The organism is Ruminiclostridium hungatei (assembly GCF_002051585.1).
Classification (GTDB): domain Bacteria; phylum Bacillota; class Clostridia; order Acetivibrionales; family DSM-1351; genus Ruminiclostridium; species Ruminiclostridium hungatei.
In genome coordinates, this window is record NZ_MZGX01000003.1 from 219,641 (window position 1) to 237,632 (window position 17,992).

The 17,992-nt window shown below is 41.3% G+C and carries 15 protein-coding genes; 1 reads left to right on the forward strand and 14 read right to left on the reverse strand.

The annotated features are described in order from the left end of the window. Nucleotides 1–15: 15 nt before the first annotated feature. The 14 genes from CLHUN_RS03500 to CLHUN_RS03565 all read right to left on the reverse strand — a co-directional run bounded on the left by CLHUN_RS03500 (nucleotide 16) and on the right by CLHUN_RS03565 (nucleotide 15,902). Entirely contained in the window at nucleotides 16–2,151 is a 2,136-nt protein-coding gene (locus tag CLHUN_RS03500) for an ATP-binding protein (RefSeq protein ID WP_080063175.1), read from the reverse strand. Further along, complete coding sequence (locus tag CLHUN_RS03505; RefSeq protein ID WP_080063176.1) at nucleotides 2,151–3,359, reverse strand: metallophosphoesterase family protein; 1,209 nt, start codon at nucleotides 3,357–3,359, stop codon at nucleotides 2,151–2,153. Before CLHUN_RS03505 ends, CLHUN_RS03500 begins: the two co-directional genes overlap by 1 nt. Before the next feature lie 90 nt (nucleotides 3,360–3,449). Beyond that, entirely contained in the window at nucleotides 3,450–3,845 is a 396-nt protein-coding gene (acpS, locus tag CLHUN_RS03510; RefSeq protein WP_340148318.1) for a holo-ACP synthase, read from the reverse strand. Nucleotides 3,846–3,863: 18 nt separating this feature from the next. Then, entirely contained in the window at nucleotides 3,864–5,792 is a 1,929-nt protein-coding gene (locus tag CLHUN_RS03515) for a GAF domain-containing protein (RefSeq protein WP_080063178.1), read from the reverse strand. Between the two features lie 27 nt (nucleotides 5,793–5,819). Then, nucleotides 5,820–7,397 carry a FapA family protein gene (locus CLHUN_RS03520; protein ID WP_080063179.1) on the reverse strand — a complete coding sequence of 526 codons (1,578 nt, stop codon included), beginning with the start codon at nucleotides 7,395–7,397 and terminating at the stop codon, nucleotides 5,820–5,822. Between the two features lie 65 nt (nucleotides 7,398–7,462). Beyond that, nucleotides 7,463–8,287 carry a hypothetical protein gene (locus tag CLHUN_RS03525; protein WP_080063180.1) on the reverse strand — a complete coding sequence of 275 codons (825 nt, stop codon included), beginning with the start codon at nucleotides 8,285–8,287 and terminating at the stop codon, nucleotides 7,463–7,465. 39 nt (nucleotides 8,288–8,326) lie between these two features. Next, complete coding sequence (locus CLHUN_RS03530) at nucleotides 8,327–8,818, reverse strand: GNAT family N-acetyltransferase (protein ID WP_080063217.1); 492 nt, start codon at nucleotides 8,816–8,818, stop codon at nucleotides 8,327–8,329. A gap of 46 nt (nucleotides 8,819–8,864) precedes the next feature. After that, nucleotides 8,865–9,596: a PspA/IM30 family protein gene (locus CLHUN_RS03535; RefSeq protein ID WP_080063181.1), complete on the reverse strand. Its 732-nt coding sequence runs from the start codon at nucleotides 9,594–9,596 to the stop codon at nucleotides 8,865–8,867. A 126-nt stretch (nucleotides 9,597–9,722) separates the two neighbouring features. Then, nucleotides 9,723–11,336 carry an ATP-binding protein gene (locus CLHUN_RS03540; RefSeq protein ID WP_080063182.1) on the reverse strand — a complete coding sequence of 538 codons (1,614 nt, stop codon included), beginning with the start codon at nucleotides 11,334–11,336 and terminating at the stop codon, nucleotides 9,723–9,725. 98 nt (nucleotides 11,337–11,434) lie between these two features. Next, nucleotides 11,435–12,118: a GntR family transcriptional regulator gene (locus CLHUN_RS03545; RefSeq protein WP_080063183.1), complete on the reverse strand. Its 684-nt coding sequence runs from the start codon at nucleotides 12,116–12,118 to the stop codon at nucleotides 11,435–11,437. Between the two features lie 14 nt (nucleotides 12,119–12,132). Next, the gene (gene ispE / locus CLHUN_RS03550) at nucleotides 12,133–12,975 is read right to left on the reverse strand and encodes a 4-(cytidine 5'-diphospho)-2-C-methyl-D-erythritol kinase (RefSeq protein WP_479692018.1); all 843 of its coding nucleotides are present in this window, start codon (nucleotides 12,973–12,975) and stop codon (nucleotides 12,133–12,135) included. Between the two features lie 315 nt (nucleotides 12,976–13,290). After that, complete coding sequence (locus tag CLHUN_RS03555; protein ID WP_080063185.1) at nucleotides 13,291–14,859, reverse strand: DUF3794 and LysM peptidoglycan-binding domain-containing protein; 1,569 nt, start codon at nucleotides 14,857–14,859, stop codon at nucleotides 13,291–13,293. A gap of 344 nt (nucleotides 14,860–15,203) precedes the next feature. After that, the gene (locus CLHUN_RS03560) at nucleotides 15,204–15,470 is read right to left on the reverse strand and encodes a Veg family protein (protein WP_004624451.1); all 267 of its coding nucleotides are present in this window, start codon (nucleotides 15,468–15,470) and stop codon (nucleotides 15,204–15,206) included. Between the two features lie 240 nt (nucleotides 15,471–15,710). Continuing rightward, nucleotides 15,711–15,902: a sporulation peptidase YabG gene (locus CLHUN_RS03565; RefSeq protein WP_340148319.1), complete on the reverse strand. Its 192-nt coding sequence runs from the start codon at nucleotides 15,900–15,902 to the stop codon at nucleotides 15,711–15,713. A gap of 300 nt (nucleotides 15,903–16,202) precedes the next feature. On the opposite strand from CLHUN_RS03565, the gene CLHUN_RS03570 reads away from it, so the two are divergent. Further along, nucleotides 16,203–17,873: a formate--tetrahydrofolate ligase gene (locus tag CLHUN_RS03570; RefSeq protein WP_080063187.1), complete on the forward strand. Its 1,671-nt coding sequence runs from the start codon at nucleotides 16,203–16,205 to the stop codon at nucleotides 17,871–17,873. The last annotated feature ends 119 nt before the right edge of the window (nucleotides 17,874–17,992 follow it).

A 17,992-nucleotide genomic window follows, 5' to 3' on the forward strand; every position in this document is an offset into this window, starting at 1 on the left:
ATTTTTATTTTGCTGCTATGTCAATGAACAGATTTTGCATGCGCTCTGACCGCAGACATTGCTTATGAGCTCAACCTCTCTCTGCTTGCAGGTAAAAATTATTATCTGCTGTCTTTTGCCCAGTCTGTCAATGAGCTTTAGCGCATTTTCCGTTCTGCTGTCATCATATTGTGAAAATGGTTCATCCAGGATAACAGGCAGCACCTCGTTCCCCTTCATCACTGTTTCCGATATGGCCACTCTTAAAGCCAGATAAAGCTGATCTATAGTCCCGCTGCTAAGTGCGGATACAGGGATGACGGTTTTGCTCAAAGGGTCATTCAGCATGATGTTGAGATTGTCTCCCGCTCTGACATCTGAGTATTTGCCGGAGGTGATATCTGAAAACGTACTGCCGAATACCTTGCCCATCACCGGCAGATATTTTTTCTGAACCTCACGGGAAGCCTCTTCCAGGGTTTCCATGGCTATATTCAAGGCCTCTCCTCTTTGCTCCAGAGCCCTTTTCTGCTGTGTAAGTCCGTATATCTCCTGCTCCAGAGCATCAGCATTCAATTCCTCTCCGGAATCTCCAAGCTTGTACTCAAGTGCGGATTTCTCAAGCCTCTTGTTCTGTAGCTGTTCACTGCAGTACTGCTTTGCCAGGTCCAGGTCCAGCTCCCGTGCCAATATATCCGTGCTGCTTTCAATCACGCTATTTATCAGGCAGGCCTCGCTGCTTGTCAAACTCCGGGCCTTATCCTCAAGCAGCCGGATTAATTCAAATGACAGGGCATCAGCTTTTCCTTCCATTTCCGCCAGGTGCTGCCTCCCGGTAATTTGAAGCTTATCCTCAAGTCTGTTGATTTGCTGCTGGTACTGTACCTTTTGCACTTCCAAATGGTCTGTGGTCCTGTCCAGTTGGTTTTCTGCCGCTATTCTGCCTCTTTTGGCATTTTCCATCTGCTGTTCCAGCAGCTTTTCCCTGCCGGTCTCTTCAGCTTGCGCCCACTGCAGTTCCTTCAGGTTTCTTTTACGTGAGTTTCTGAATAAAAGTGCTGCAATAAGAGTTACTGCGGGTATGGCTGAAACAGATACAGGGATGAGTTTTGCCATGAAGCCCCCTATGACTGTACCTATCAATACCGCCAAAAGGACTATTTCACCTATGTCCATATACCTTATCTGCCTTTCCAGGGTTCCTATCGCACTCTCATTCCCATTATTCCACAATCCCCGCAATTCTTCAGAAAGCCGTTCCTCTTCCAGGGTTGTCCCGCGTATTTGCGTTTCCAGCTCTTCCTTTTCCTTGGTCAGCTCTGAGATATTTTTTTTCAGAACTCGTAATCCCTCATTAAGAAAACGTATTTCTTCAAGTTTTTCTTTTTGAAGTCCTATTTCTTCCTTAACCTCGCTGAATTCCGACGCAAGGCTTAAAAGCCTTTCCCGGTCATAAAGAACAGCTATTTCCGCCTCAAGTTCCTTCAGCCTGTCTTCTGACTCCAACCTGAGCATAGCCTTATCTTTGCTCTGCCTTTGCATCCGGAACAATTCCTCAAGCCTTCTGTCAATCAAGTCCAACGGCCGGGTATAGCTTCTTCCTGTGCCCACCTGTGACTTCAGCGCTTCCTTCAGCGCCGAATGAGCCTTTTTGTAGGATATGTCTTCATAACCGCTTTGCCCCATATTGGATATCCTCTCAATCAGGTCCTTTGAAGAAGCCCCGTCAAGTCTGGTTCCCAACTGTCTTATAAATACGGTTCTTTCAAAAAGGCTTTCATTAATCCCCATCAGCTTTTCAGCCATCCCGCTTCCATCCTTGTTTCCTGTGAAAGTACCGGTGATATCATTAAAATCTTCATCATAAAGCTTTACACTGTTATTGTCAAAATCTCTTTCAAGCCTGTATCTTCGGGAATTCTCCAGCTCAATATTTATGTATCCTCCATATTTTTCACCGCTCCACGGCTTATATCTCTTAATTTCGGAAGGCATACCCTCTTTATCAGCTCTGCCGCCTTTCAATCCGAACAAGACAGCTTTTATAAAAGCCATCATGGTGGACTTTCCACTTTCATTGTCACCGTATATGACATTTATACCTTTTATGGGGTCAAATTCGAAATTTTCAAATTTTCCGAAACCCTTTAAATAAAGCTTACTGATCTTCATTAGTCAACCCTTTCGTTTTCCAGTGCCTGAAGCCCATACTGCATGGCCAGAAAAAGAGTATCCCGCTTTTCCGCAGAGCTCTCAATATCCAGTCTGTCCAGGATTCTCCGGATAAACGCTCCCTTTATGCCAGGGTCCTCCAGAAACTGTTCGTAATCCAGCCTGGCAGATGTAAGGTTTTTTAGTTTAACAAAAAAAAGCTTCTTCTCCAGCTTTTCATGTATATATGCCAGGTCAGGGGAATAACTTCTGCTGGTAAATCCGGAAAGTGCTATTGAATATAAGTCCCTGCTGCTGCCCTGCCTTGCACCTGATGCATCACTTTTCAGAAGCGGAAGCTCTTCCCCGGTGCGCAGGTGGCTGACCCGGCCCTGCCGGAGGTACTCCTCAATCCTTTCAACTGCCTCTGCATCACTTGTGCAGTCACTTATATTTATCTGAATATTATGATAATGCCTTAAAGCCAGAGGAATGAACTGTATTTCCGTATGCTTGCTGCTATCCTCCGAAATGCTGATTGCTCCCTTAACACAGCCATGCTCCCCCTCTTCGTCGAAGCCCAAAGGCTCAGGGCTGCCGGGATTGATCATAGTAGTTTTTTCATTCCCGTATCTGCAATAGCAATGCATGTGCCCCAGAGCAACATAATCCATATTCAGGGCCAGTAATTCCTTTGAAGTAATGGAATTATAGTCGTCCTCCCCGAAGGGCATATCTACAGTACCGTGGAAAACCAAAAGGTTGAACCTGTCCCGGCGGATATTCATATCAAGAATCTCTTCATAGTCCAGCCTCAGATCCTTCTTTACTCCAAGGCTGTATATACAGGTATTGTATTTTTCCAGATACAGAACCTTCCGTGAGTCCTCCAGTATGTGTACGTTGCTGCCCCAAAACGTGTTCTTATAACAGGACTTCTCAGTAATGGGATCATGATTTCCCGGGGCTATAACAATTTCAGTTTCATATAGTTCGGAAAACACATTTTTTAATTTTGTAACTGTTGTACCTTTTATATATTTATCCTCAAATAAATCTCCGCTTATAATCAACAGATTTATTTTTTCTTCCTGTATCTTCCTTGCCATCCTGTCCAGGCTGGATTCAATCTCACTCCTTCTCAGTTGTGCCTTCTCATCACTTCTCAGCGATGAGAACGGCAAATCAAGGTGCAAATCAGCCGTATGCAGGAAAGAAATTTGTTTCACGTGAAACCACCTCTTCCGTAAATCAAGTCCAAACCCCATATTAAACAAGAACTTCCCGGAATACGCCTCCAGAAAGTCTATAAATAATTATTATTTATCTATTGTAATTGTTGCATAAGCAACCGCATACTCCTTGCAGTGGGATAGTGTAATGGAGATGGAGGCCGCCCCAAGAGTTTCAAAATATTTTTTTGCTCTGCCGTACAGATTCACATATGGCTTGCCCCACTTATCATTTAATATCTCTATCTCATTAAAAAGAGCATTTTCTCCTATGCCTGTTCCAAATGCCTTTGAAACAGCTTCCTTACCTGCAAATCTTGCAGCATAGCTCTGATATTTGGATGCACTTTTACTTTCACAGTACTTGACCTCCTCAGGTGTAAAAACCCTGGCTGAGAATTTACCGTTCAGTTTGGTATCCAATGAAGCCCGTATCCTTTCGACTTCAATTATATCGGTTCCTATGAGTATTTCCAATGTCACACCTTCCATCAATTGCAATTATCTGTATAACTCGAAAAAGCCTGCAAAACTCTTGAATTCAGTTCCAAGCTTCATTTTCCTTATAACAAGCTTTTTCCCATTGGTACAAGTGGAAATTTTGTCATCAAGTTCTTTATCTCCGTTATTTTCTATGACAAAAATATTGTTTGGAGAAAAGGGATAGACGTTTTTGAAACAGGTTTTCAAATTATTTATTATGGAATTCCCCTTAAATACAGAGCCATTTTCATCCATTATCTGAAGCACGGTTAAATCCGTCTTGTATTCAATTGCCTTTTTTACTTCTTCCTTAAGATCTTTTTTGAACATTTCAATATAGTTAGGGAGCATAAATCTTTGCTGTAGCTGCATTATGAGAAGGTTGTTCAATACAGGCGCAATATTTCCGGCTATGGTCTCCATAATCAGCATGTTCTCTTCGTTGTCAAGCTGGGTATCCTGGTATTTAAATATTGCCATTACCCCAAGCACTTCTATTTCCAGCATATCAACATAAACCGGTATAAGCAGAACACCCTGTGCTTCCCCGATTTCACCGGCCAAACCGTCTCCCATATACTTTTTTATGTTCTCCTGACCCATGGCATAAACGGTATCGCCCTCGAAAAGCCTCTTCCAGTACTGGTTCGGAATAACGGGCTTGGTGCTGCAGCTCTCAAGATTTATAGTATTTGCTATTTTGAACTGGTTGGCTTCCTTTTTATAAAGGCACAGCATACCCTTTGAAACATTAAAGGATATTTCAAGGGTCTTTGCACAAGTCTCCAGCAAGGTGTCAATCCTGATTGAACTGCTGATATTCTTGGACAAATTGTTCAAAGAGATCAGCTTGTCCAGCTTCTTCTGAATCAGTGCCTTCTGTTCATTTACCATTGAGAAAAGCTTTGCATTGCTCAGGGCAGTGAAGGTAGACGATGCCAGACTTTCAATAAGCTCAAATATACCGGCACTGTATTCACTTTCGGTGACAGTTTCGCTCAGGGTAACGAACCCCAATATCTGCTGCTCCTTCAATATCAGAACAATGTACTTTGCCTCCAACTGTTCCAACTGGGCTGTTGCACCGGGAAACAGGCTATCTATATAATTGCAGTCCGCCTCCTTGGTCAGGTCTATAATTAACTTGTTCTGATTGACAACCGAAGCTTCTTTTAAAGTCAGGTCTATATGAATATCCTTCAATTTATAAAAAACATCCTTGAAGGATTTTAAGGCAAATTTCTCGGCTCTTTCATCAAAAAGTACAAAACCGGTGACCTTGCTTCGCGTGAGCTCAGAAAAAACATCCACCGAAATACTGTACAGAACATCCATCCGCAATTCACTGAGCAGTATCTTTGAGGACTGATTTATGGCAAACAGGTTAAAAATCTTTTCATCCAGCTCGGAGTTTACCCTGGCAAGCTTTTCATATCTGCTGAAGTTCTCAAGGGCATTGTTTATCAGCCTCATTAAGGCCTCGGATATTATATAATCGTCTTCTCCGATATTTTTGTTATGGAATAATATGAAGCCGTACAGATTTCCTTCGATTATGAGCGGAACTGCAGCATTTACTTCAAGTCTGTCTATGCTTTCGGGATTGAAAAACTTTGTGACCTTTTCCCTCTCATAAAGAATATTCCCGTTGAAGGTTGCCAGGTTTTCCAACTCTGTGGTCTTGGGCATGTTTTCCAACGTACCATTAAAGCCTTTAGCCTTTTTAATGCAATACGCCCCGTCTTCCAAGACAAATATTGCTGATCTGTCAACTAAAAGCAATTCATTTATAAAGTCAAATGCAGCATCTATAATCTGCTCAAAAACCAATTTCTGCGAGAAATAGTCAATTGCTTGCACCAAACCTGTATACCTGTATAGCTTCGCTGATATTGCTTCGTCTTTTTTTTCATCTTCTATTCTCTTTAAAATAGATTGGTACATCATATGGCTTTTACCCCCTTAAGTTATCCTTTATATCTCCTTGATAGAACCTTCATGATAGTAATAACTTACTCTAAGTACTGGCTTTTGAATCTCCTTTTGCATCCTTTTGATTTCAAGCATGGTATTGGGGAAGGCTTTTTTCAATATGGTTATTTCACCTTCGCCCTTGGCTTTCAGGTAATTCACCATGTTCTTCTTGCTTTCCTCCGCCTCGGACAGGCTTGCTTTTAAGGCACCGTACTTTTCGTTTATGCTGTCAAATTGCTCTCTGCGGAGCTGCCCCACATCAAAGAGATTTGAAAATATGGATAACTGCTGCTTGTATTTGGCAATCTCACTTTTAAGATCATCTATCTTTTCATTTAACTCATCGAGTATATTTTTAAAAATATTCCTGTCAAAACCGCTGACACTTACTATCGTCCGCTTCTCGCTGGGTGATCCCACAACTGCCGATACTACCCTGATCTCGGCATTTATGCTGCCTCCCATTATTTGTCCCTTCATGGAATCCAGAATAACTTCCCTGGCAGTAATATTGCTGTTGAGGCAATAGAAGCCAACATGCACGCTCCCGTCGCAGATTATGTCTGCATCTGCCACATACTTCAGATACAGGTTCTTCTTGCACCTGATAGTGGTCTTTCCTCTTCCTGCAATACCGCCTTTTATGTATATGCTTCCTTCGGAGCTGCTTATCTCCTTAACACTGCCCACGCCGTACTCACCCAGAATTTCAATATCCTTTGTGGAACTGACGGAGTAATTATCCTCAACAGTTCCTTTTACCGTAAGGTAGCCGTCAAAATCCAGGTTCCCCGTCTTTACACCGATATTCTCTTTAATTTCCAGATGGTTGGACACCCCCACACTTTCTCCCTGAAAGAAAACCGCCCCCGTTCTCAGGGCATACAGTGTCGATTTATTTCCTTCCACAACCTCTGTTACAGTCTTCTTATCATATAGCAGGGGATAATTTTTTCCCGGCATCGGCTTAAGGGGAGTTCCCTTTACTGTTTTTCCTTCTACTCCGGGAGTTGCATGTATTTTTTCACCAAGCCAATCTCCCTTTTGTATCATGTTAATGAGGTTTAACTCATAATGGTCAACATTACCGTCTTCCTTGACCTCCGGCTTTATCTCCTTCAGTTGATAATATGTATTCTGAGAGTCCTTGCCATTTTCCGGCGCCAATCCTTCTGCTATAAGGATTGGCTTCCCTGAGCATAAATTTAAAAGGGCCTCCTTTTTTATTCCGTAAACAACGCCCTTTTCATTCAGCTTCACTACAATCTCTTTAATTATGCCCGGCCCGTCCAGTTCTTCCTGTCCAACATTAAGTGTCATGAATGCCTTTAAGCCATCCCCTGAAATGTCCACGGCAATCCGCTCTTTTGATAAGGCAAATTTCCTGGAGGGCTGGGGAGCAAAAACCAGAGCCTCTTTAATCACCGTAAAATTATTTATTTGTATTTCAGGGTTTGCACCTATTATCTTATTGAATTCGTCTACATTTAGTCCTTTTTTAAAAGATTGCAGATAAAAACCATCAGTTCGCCTGGTAATTTCAATAAACGGAGAAGAATAAATAGTGGTACCTTCCATGGGTCTGCCCCCTCAAATTGTTTTGATCATAGAATGATCCGGCTGACAAGCATTCTGTACGATTATCACATTCTAATCTGATTACGCCTTCTTTCCTGCAATACGTTGTCAAGAGCCGTTGCCTCATTTACGGCAGTTTCCAACTTTTCAACCATTTCTTCCGATTCAATGCTTGAAACAATTTGGTGCTTGAACATGCTTAACATGCTTTCTATATAGTCCAGTCTGGCATGTATTCTTTCCAGTTCATTTTTTTCATCCTTAACCCTGTTGATCACCTGCTCATCCATTTCAATAATGCTTTTTATATCGTCGTACATTCTATCGTCTTTCATAAAACTCAGCTTCCTGCGGTTTGCATTTATCTTGTTCATCCTGTCGCTGATATTTATTTCAGATAATTCCTTGCTTCTGATTGAGTAATTGGTCATGAGCCTTGTATATGAAATAACAAGATTAAGACTTTTTTCAACAATTTTTTCTTTGAGATAGCTGTGACCGTCTCCACGCTTCAAAGAGTTGAAAATATCATCCTTATCCTGCATTATCTTTCTCAGCTTTTGTCTCTGAATTGGGGAAGCATAATTTCTTGTCTGGGAATACATTCTTGAGCACTCCCTGTTTAATCTGTTTATTTCCCTTTTCTTTTCCTTACGCTGCACTTCTTCCTTGAAATTGCTGCTAAACATGCTTTGAATCACCAGTGCGGCATATACCAAAGCCCCGGCACCATATGCTCCGGTGGCCAGGGTATTTATATCAATACCGCTGATACTTGTTCCCTGAAGGTCAGGCGCTCCGCTGACAATAAACACCAATGCGCTCCAGAAAATTAATGTAGTAATGTTCCTAAATCTGAATATTGAACTATAAAATAAATTTCCGTTCATATTTCCCTCAACTAACCTTTATTTGATATCAGTAATACTTTATAAAAACAACTGATAAAATAAACAATCCAAATATTTACCGAATTTATGGCCTGACTCCTTTAAGTGCCCGCACAGCTCAAAGCCATACCTTTCATGCATTTTTATGCTTACCTCATTATCTGATGTAATACATGAGATTATTACATGAAACCCCTTTTCCCTGCCTGCTTCTATTACCTCTTTCATGAGCTTCCAGCCTATTCCCTGTCTCCAGTATGCAGGGTCAACATACAAGGAAAGCTCGCAGGTATCCTTGTAGCCTTCCTTTGCCCGGAACTCCGACAGACAGGCATACCCGGCCACATTGCCATCAAGCTCGCTGACAAGCAAAGGATGCCTGCCGTTATAATGTGAAAACCAGGAAGCCCTCTGTTCAAGTGTTTGAGGGCTAATATCAAATGAGGCAGTTGTGTTCTCAACCGCCCAATTATAAATCTCAGTAATTCTAGCTAAATCGGCTTCTTTTGCTCTTCGTATAAGTGATTCCATCTTAAGCTTCATTCCTTGGCAATTTTTTTGTCTTCCTGCTGCTATATTAGTTTGAAGCTTTATTTTCGGTCTTTTCCTTTACCTCAAAGCCGCCGTTATCTCCGCCCAGCATGGCTTCAGCCCTGGCTTTGGCCCTGTCTCTCGCAGAATTCATATCCAGCCTTTTAAGCTTCATGTCAATATTGTCATTGTTCAAAGACTCAACGGCATTTGCTCTTGCCGTCTTTTTATTGACTATCTCACGGGCTCTGTCCAGATTGTCGTTAACACTTCCAACACGGCTGTTTTTTGAGGTATACTGTGCATTCACAGAGTTTATATTCTCACGGAGATTAGCCATTTTAGCCTGTGATTTGAGAGTTTTGAGTTCATTAAGCTTTGCATTCATTTCAGATTCAAATATCTTATAATCCTCTCTTATCTTTTCAACCTGTACCATTGCATTTTCATAGGTTGCCTTATGGGTTTCAAATACTGTCTGATATTCCTCTTCCTGAACCAGAAGTTCCACAAGCAGCTCCCTGTCGCCGGTTCTCTGGGCAGATTCAACCCTGGCCTTTATTGCATTAAGATTTCTTTCTGCATTTTTCATTTCTATTTTTATCATTTCCGCACTTGTCTGAATTTCAATTATCTGCTGCTCTGCTTCACGTCTTGCCTTATCAATCTGGTTTTTAATATCTTCAAACAATGCTTCGGGATTTCTCTCTTCCAATCCTCCGACAAATAATCCGAAGAACCCTCTGAACATCTGTCCAAGTCTGCTAAATAAACCCATAGCGCTTCCTCCTTAAAATTGGTAAATGTATTTAAAAGCTTAACTTACATTTCAATAGCATTCCTACTTTAAATTTATAATAAAAATATCCTAAAGTAAATATCATTTTAACATAATTATTAATAATTATGCCTGTTTTGACACCTTTTCAAATCTTACCCAGTACTTTTTAGGAAGCAGGTCTATATCATCGCACTCAGCTAAAGCCAACTCTGTCATAAACTCCACATCCTGGGTGCTGGGTCTGCACTTTTTCAGGGCGTCTTTCAAAATTGGTCCGGTAATCACAGGGCGGTCTTCCTTTTTGTTGCAGGCCAGCTCATATGCCTTCCTGACAACAGTATCAATCTCAGCCCCCGTATAGTTTTCAGCCAGCTTTGCAAAAGGCAGAAAGTCCTGAATATTTGTAGATATCCTGTATTTGTCAATAATAATCTTGAAAATCTGCGCCCTCTCCTCCTGCTCAGGTAAGAGAACAGGTATTTTCTTATCAAATCTTCCGGCACGTTTCAATGCTGCATCAAGCAAATCCGGCCTGTTCGTTGCTGCAATAAATATAATTCTACCCCTATTATTTGTATTACCGGTAAACTGTAAAAATTCACTGAAAATATTTCTGCCCACTCCGTTATCTCCGGCTTCTCCTCTTCTGAAGGCAGTGTCTATTTCATCAACAAAAACTATGACCGGCTCCTGGGATTTTGCACCCAAAAGGCATTTCTTGAAGTTTTTTTCACTTTCACCTACATACTGCCCCAGTATCCTGGACATATCTATTTTTACACAGTTAAAACCGCTCGACTTTGCCAGGGCCTCTACCAGAAGGGTCTTTCCCGTACCGGAGGGTCCACATAAAAGTATTCCCATGGGAACGCGTCTTGAATCCCCTCTCCTGACAGGTTCTATAATATTCTTTGTCAGATATGCCTTGGCTGCATCCATACCCCCCAGATCTTCAAAACCTATTTCCGGGTATATGAATTCAAGTACGTCTCCATACTCCTTCTGCAAGACATCATGCTTCTTCTGCTTTATAAATTCAAAGGTAATCGGGACTCCCTCTGCCTCTGCCTTTAACTTTATATCCTTTATGCTCTTCCGGTTTAGTCCTGATGACAGCTTTGCAAACTCCTCCAGGGAGATTTCAGAGTGCGTGGTCTTATCCTCCAGAAGGAAGCTTATATAGTTTTTTCTTTCTTCTTCCCCTGGCAGTTCCACCAGAATGGGTTCAATGCGGTAGGCCGGCTTCAGAAATTCCCTGCTGATATCTGCAAGGTTGTCCGCCAGCATGAAAATGGTGCTTCCTACAGAAGATATCCTTGCATTAACCGACCATTCAGACAGCCATATGAGAGCCATTCTCTCTTCAAGAGTCATGCTTCCCAGGTCGCCCGCCGGCACGATTTTTTCTGCATGATCAATGAATAGTGCCATTTTAGTATTTTTCAAGGCCATATCAATATACGGAAATAATTTTGAGGGCATGGAGCGAAAAAGATTTGATACTTCATTTCCGGTAATCATGTTAAATTCCCGTTCCATGGATGCTTCCAAAAAGGTCAGGCCTCTTGATATATCATAAAAAGCCACTATACCAAAATTTCTTTGTTTTATAAATTCATCATCAATGTACCTGTATATGTTCCTGTTATTGTCCATTAAATCCTTTACATTGAAATAAAACAGAAATTCATGGGAAATCCCGGATTTATACTTTGATAGAAATTCGTTAAACCACATATGTTATCCTTTGCCTGCTAAAATTTAAAAAACTTTTTTATTATACAATTAATTATATACAAAATTTTAAAAAAAGTCTGCTTATAGTGGTTCAGATTCTATTTATTCTTCTGCATTTTTATGGAATTCAGAATTGTGGCCTCCTGATTTTGAATATGTGATTTAGCCAGGCTTCTTGACGACTCTATGGCCCTGGAGTTGATCGCGTCAAATATATCGTTGTGTTCCTTTATCAGATTCTTTGGGCTGCTGTAATCCTTTAGATATATGACTCTGAAACGCTGTACCTGCTCCCTCAGGTTGTTGAGTATCGTAATAAGCTTGTCGTTTCTGGAAGCCCTGTATATGATGTCGTGAAACTCGGCATCCTTTTTAATGGAGCCGTTGAGGTTCTCCTTATCTATATACTGGGAGAATTGAATGTTTATGTGTTTAAGCTCCTTAAGCTCGTCATCGGTAATTCTCTCTGCCGCCAGTGCAGTGGCAAGACCATCAAGTGAAGCACGGACTTCAAGTACATCCATTATATCCTTCACAGACAGTTCGGCTACGTGTGCTCCCTTTCTGGGAATCATATCTACGAGACCTTCCAGTTCCAGCTTTCGGATGGCTTCTCTGACAGGCGTTCTGCTGACACCCATTTTATCAGCAAGCTGCACCTCCATCAACCTTTCTCCCGGACGAAGCTCTCCAATAATTATTGCTTCTCTTAATGAATTGAATATAACCTCTCTCAACGGCTTATAGTCGTTTAGGTTTATTTTCGACAATTTACCTGCCATAGCTGCCTCCTTAATCAAACGGTATGTGTCAATATACACTCATGTTTACTGTTTTTTAATTTATCAAATGCATATTCTGCTTTTTCAACATCCTCAAATATCCCGAATACAGTTGGTCCGCTGCCGCTCATCATGCTGCCGAGAGCTCCATGCCTTATCAAGTCCTTTTTAATATTTTCAATAACGGGAAACCTTTTGCAAGTGACACTTTCCAGAACATTTTTCATATTTAGTGCCAATGTGCTTATATCTCCCGCACTTATAGCCGACATAAGCAATTTTGTGTCCGGTTTCCCGGTAATTTTTTTCACCTCAAGGCTTTTATAAACCCATGCAGTAGAAACTCCTATTCTGGGCTTTACCAACAGCAAAGGGATATTTCCAGCGGGAGGCAGGGAAGTAAGAATTTCACCTATTCCCTCGGCTAGTGCTGTTCCTCCCATGATGCAATACGGGACATCGGCTCCTATGGTCTTTCCCAGCCGCATCATTTCAGCCGGTTCTATGCCCAGCTCAAAAAGCATGTTTATTCCCTTAAGTACTGCTGCAGCGTCGGTGCTCCCTCCTGCCAGTCCTGCGGCCACGGGTATTTTCTTGGTGATTTCTATCTTTACTCCTGCTTGTATGTTATATTGCTGAAGCATTGCCTCAGCAGCCTTATATGCAATATTTGAACTATTGTCGGGTACATAGGGGGCCTCGCATATTATTTCCACACCTGATGGAATTTTTTCAAGGGTTATAGTATCATGTAACTGTATCGTCTGCATTATCATCTGAAGGGTATGATAGCCATCATCTCTTCTGCTTAAAACATCCAAAGACAAATTAATCTTTGCATGTGCCTTAAGTGAAATCATCTAATTTCTTCCTTTAATTATATAGTTTAGGTACATTATATACAAAATACAATTTATTATCAATAAAAATCAATCATAATAACGCTTTGCAAGCAGCCGCGTAAGCAAAAATCCGTTTTTTAGTACATACAGGTATTCAACTATGCTCCATATGCTCCATAAATTGTATTTATCTTTATTATACGGTTACACCTATCAAATTCATGGCGCCATGGGCAATCTAGATAAATTCACATGCTAAAAAAAGGTGCCTGCTTGTTCAGGCACCCTGTATCAGGATTGAATCATTGAATTTTTATCGGATATATATTCTTAAACAGCCTTCCTCATAACGAGAATCTGCTGGCCCACCATCAAAACATCACGCTCTGAAATATTATTGGTTTTCATTAATGTATCCACAGTTGTTCCATATTTTTTAGCAATTTCCCACAAATTGTCCCCCGGCTGTGTAATATATATGACCACGCTGGGCATTGCCTGGAGCTTCTTTTCATCCAGCATACCTTCATTGACCTTGGAAATCACAGGTATTTGCTTTTTTGTCTCAACCTTTGTATTTACTCCTATAACTACCCTTATTTCAACCTGGTCAGAAGAAATCATGCTATAGTTGTTGTGTTCCATCTCCAGAGATACATTGGGCTTCATTTCCTTGCCCACACCCTTTATTTCTATGTCATGCTTGAAGGGAATATCCTTTTTGCAGCAGAATACAGGCTGTTCGGCATTATTTGCCAGGTATAGCAGGTTATTCTGGACAGACCCCTCAAGCACCACCCTGTCCTCTTCTATTCTCACATCTGATGTGTTATACCTGCTCAGTACATTAAATATTTCTGAAACCTCCGGAGTACATTCAGAGAGATTTACAATATCCCTTATTATTATCTGGCTTCTGTTTTCCGAATATATCTCATCCAGCTCAATAGTATTTCTCTCCAGGGACAGCCGGGATTTTGGGCTGTATGCATCGGCCAGAACCTCTATGGCCTTTTGGCTGCTGCCCTCAGCATAGATATTAAGGTTGACCTCAGCTCTTATGCACCTGAGCTCCCCGTCACTGTCCTCCGACGCATCTATCTTGTAGTCCACCAGGTCATAATCCACATCCACAAGAGTCTCATCATCCACTTCGTCAAGCTCTACAAACTGAGTGAAGGCGACTTCATTCTCCAGGTACTGCAGACTTCTTGCCTCGTCGTCGGCTATGTAAAGAGTTGAGATAGATATATCCCCCTTTACTATAACTTTTCCCTCTGCTATCTTAAAATCCTTGCCCGTAATCTTCACATCATTCCTCAAAACCTCGGAAATTGTGGGCTTGCTTGCAGGAAGCTCCATATCCTCCCTTATGACATAATTTACCTTGTTGCTGCCCAGATATGAATTCAGTATGACATTATCCTTGAGTACCTGAACATCCTCCACTCCGGCCACCCCGGAGCTATAATCCTTTTCGGTGTCTTCATATGCCTTGCAGTTCAGGGATACTATGCCTTTGATATTTATTTTTCTGCCGTTCAGCAGATTATAGTCCATATGCTCCAGAATGCTTCTGGCCCTGCATCTTATGCCTGCTCTTACTCCGGGTATGTCAAGGGTATAGGAAAATGGAATGTTTGAAACTATACTCTTTATGCTTCTTGTCTCATCATCTGAAATATATAGAATTTTGCATACTATACACCCTGAAGTAACCACTCTGTCCGTACCTGTATCACAGCCAGTAACGAAGACATCTCCGTCCAGAAGAAGCACTCTGGCAATGTCCGGCTTTGTATCCGGAACTATTATATCATTTTCAACAACTGTCTGAATTGTATCCTCACCTAATAAATTATTTACCCTAAAGGCCTCTTTTATCAACTCCAGAGACATTTCTCCATCCTCCTCTTATTTGAGATAAAACATCTTTAATTATCAAGATAAAAACCTGCTAATTAATAATTCTGCTATGTAATATATATTATTACTGTGTGATAATTATTACAGGTGCATAAAAAAAAGAGTCCCGGAGGCACTCTGTACTTTCAGCATGGAGCAGGAGGCAGGTGAATTAACGGCTACCTGCTCCATGTGTGCCCTGTCGGACACTCAAAGCAAAAAGGTCATTTTTATCAAAATGACCTTTTTGCTACCCAAGAAAAGTTTAGGGTTTATTATATTAATAAGTTTTCTCAGAAAGCGTAATCATATCTCCTAATGAGACGGTTCAAGTAAGCTCAGCACACCTGGATTTTTTTGTCATCCTTGTACACAACCAATTCAACTGCCTTAGTCAGTATATCAGTGTAGCTATATGAAACCCTTCTGGTGTTATCGTACTCATTTTCGAACTTTACAACAAAAATACTAGGATAAGTATTCTCCAGAACACCTTCTCTTATAAAAGACTTTTTACGACCTTTGTTTGCCCTTAGTTGTACTTTTTCTCCAATACAACCTTCAATGTCCCTCTTTATCTGAAAGAGTTCACCTCGATCTATCATGCTATCACCTCATCATCAGTTTAATTAATTATAGCATAAATGTATCGGCTTGTCAAAAATATTATATTATACAAGCGTATTGCATCTATGTCAAGCATTTTTTTACGTTTTGATGCCTATATTACCCAAAAACAAGGGGTTTTAGTATAATTCTGCAATAATTATTTCCTCAAAATTCTCGAATTTTATCATAGAACTTTGGAAACTTAATTTAAGTAATCAGGTATTCTAGTTCTTGTCCTATTCTTTTATATCAAGATCTTCTTCTTCTGCGTCCGCGATTAACCTGACATTAACGCCCTTTAATATAATAATTTTCTTTCCGTTAATATATCTGATATCTGATACTCGGAAAAGTACATCTTTCTGGTAAGACTTTCTATATACCAGGCTACCTATTTCAATATGTTGCATAATTTGCCTTCCCCTCATAGTTTAGTATACCAACTTTTGAATTTATTATTATCCAATATATGTAACTAAAAAACTCAAAAATTTTTATATTATATTTTATGCGTTTTTATTCATCTTTGTGATTTTATGGAATAATCCAATCAAATATGCCTGTATCGAATTTTTTTGATGTTTTCCGGTTGTTGTTGTATAATCAACATTATATAATAATTTCGTATATCTCAATAAATTCTTAACATATTTAGTATTACCTATTTAAATTTTTATAGTGAAGCGTGCTGATTTTTATAAATTTTGAATTTTGGAAGGAGAAAAAAATTGCTTACAGATATTCAAATAGCTCAAGGCTGTAAAATGCTCCATATTAAAAAAATAGCCGAAAAGTTAGGAATTGCCGAGGAGGATCTGGAATACTACGGCAATTACAAGGCCAAACTTTCCGAAGGCCTTTGGGACAAGGTGAAAGACCGGAAGGATGGCAGGCTGGTACTGGTGACAGCAATAAATCCTACACCGGCAGGTGAAGGAAAAACTACCACTACTGTTGGCCTTGGCCAGGCTATGTCCAAAATAGGGAAAAACGCGGTAATAGCTTTAAGAGAGCCTTCTCTTGGTCCGGTTATGGGTATAAAGGGCGGGGCTGCGGGAGGTGGTTATGCCCAGGTAGTTCCAATGGAAGATATCAATCTTCATTTTACAGGTGACATGCATGCCATAACCGCCGCCAACAACCTGCTTTCCGCTGCTATTGACAACCATCTTCAGCAAGGTAACTCCCTGAATCTCGACCCCAGGCAGATTGTATGGAAGCGTTGCATGGATATGAATGACAGGGCCCTGAGAAATGTCATAGTGGGCCTTGGCGGTAAAATGAACGGAATGCCCAGGGAGGACGGCTTTAATATAACAGTGGCCTCTGAAATAATGGCGATACTTTGCCTGGCGTCCGATATAACCGACCTTAAGCAGCGCCTTGGAAGGGTTATCACAGGCTATACCTTTACCGGACAGCCTGTCACTGCCAGCCAGCTTAAGGTGGACGGCGCCATGACACTGCTGTTGAAGGACGCCATAAAGCCAAACCTGGTTCAGACTCTTGAAGGAACTCCTGCAATAATGCACGGCGGTCCCTTTGCAAACATAGCTCATGGCTGCAACAGTGTAACAGCAACAAAGCTGGCTCTGAAGCTGGCTGACTATGTAATAACTGAAGCCGGCTTCGGCGCCGACCTTGGTGCGGAAAAGTTCTTTGACATAAAGTGCCGCTTTGCAAGCTTGAAGCCCGATGCGGTTGTTCTGGTAGCCACCATAAGAGCGCTCAAATACAACGGAGGCATAAAGAAGGAGAACCTGAAGGAGGAAAACCTTCCTGCTTTGGCACTGGGTTTTGCAAATGCTGAAAAGCACATAGAAAACCTCAAGCAGTTTGGAGTACCTGTGCTGGTTGCCATTAACCACTTTGAAACGGATACTGATGCCGAAATCCAGCTTGTACGCGAGAGATGTACTGCTCTTGGAGTTAAGGTGGCCTTCTCGGATGTATTTTTAAATGGCGGTCAGGGAGGAGTTGAGCTTGCTGAGAAATTGGTTGAGGTTACCGACAGCACAGTGTCAAATTTTGCTCCAATTTATGATTCAGAGCTTCCCATTAAAGAAAAGATAAAGGCCATCGTTACAAAGATATATGGAGGCAATGCCGTTATCTATACTGCGGCGGCCGAGAAGTCAATCGTTAAAATCGAAGAGATGGGTCTGGACAAAATGCCTGTATGTATGGCAAAGACCCAGTACTCCCTATCCGACAATCCTCTGCTGCTGGGAAGGCCTTCCGGCTTTGACGTGACAGTCCGTGAAGTCAGGATATCGGCAGGAGCAGGCTTTATTGTGGCCTTGACAGGAGACATTATGACAATGCCCGGGCTGCCCAAGGTTCCTGCTGCGGAAAAGATTGATATAAATGAAAACGGAGTTATTACAGGATTGTTCTAAAAGCTTATACCAGCGCGTTTAAAAGTTGTCCATGTTGTCCTTTGTAAACCAAAGGACAACATGGACATTTTTGTTGTTGCCGCACGCAGAGTCAGCTTTAGCGTATAATAAAGTCAAGC

What these genes read in the sequence shown, in the direction of transcription:
- CLHUN_RS03500 (WP_080063175.1), bottom strand. Translation starts at nt 2,151, where the DNA reads ATGAAGATCAGTAAGCTTTATTTAAAGGGTTTCGGAAAATTTGAAAAT.
- CLHUN_RS03515 (WP_080063178.1), bottom strand. Translation starts at nt 5,792, where the DNA reads ATGATGTACCAATCTATTTTAAAGAGAATAGAAGATGAAAAAAAAGAC.
- CLHUN_RS03520 (WP_080063179.1), bottom strand. Translation starts at nt 7,397, where the DNA reads ATGGAAGGTACCACTATTTATTCTTCTCCGTTTATTGAAATTACCAGG.
- CLHUN_RS03525 (WP_080063180.1), bottom strand. Translation starts at nt 8,287, where the DNA reads ATGAACGGAAATTTATTTTATAGTTCAATATTCAGATTTAGGAACATT.
- CLHUN_RS03530 (WP_080063217.1), bottom strand. Translation starts at nt 8,818, where the DNA reads ATGGAATCACTTATACGAAGAGCAAAAGAAGCCGATTTAGCTAGAATT.
- CLHUN_RS03535 (WP_080063181.1), bottom strand. Translation starts at nt 9,596, where the DNA reads ATGGGTTTATTTAGCAGACTTGGACAGATGTTCAGAGGGTTCTTCGGA.
- CLHUN_RS03540 (WP_080063182.1), bottom strand. Translation starts at nt 11,336, where the DNA reads ATGTGGTTTAACGAATTTCTATCAAAGTATAAATCCGGGATTTCCCAT.
- CLHUN_RS03545 (WP_080063183.1), bottom strand. Translation starts at nt 12,118, where the DNA reads ATGGCAGGTAAATTGTCGAAAATAAACCTAAACGACTATAAGCCGTTG.
- CLHUN_RS03555 (WP_080063185.1), bottom strand. Translation starts at nt 14,859, where the DNA reads ATGTCTCTGGAGTTGATAAAAGAGGCCTTTAGGGTAAATAATTTATTA.
- CLHUN_RS03560 (WP_004624451.1), bottom strand. Translation starts at nt 15,470, where the DNA reads ATGATAGATCGAGGTGAACTCTTTCAGATAAAGAGGGACATTGAAGGT.
- CLHUN_RS03565 (WP_340148319.1), bottom strand. Translation starts at nt 15,902, where the DNA reads ATGAGGGGAAGGCAAATTATGCAACATATTGAAATAGGTAGCCTGGTA.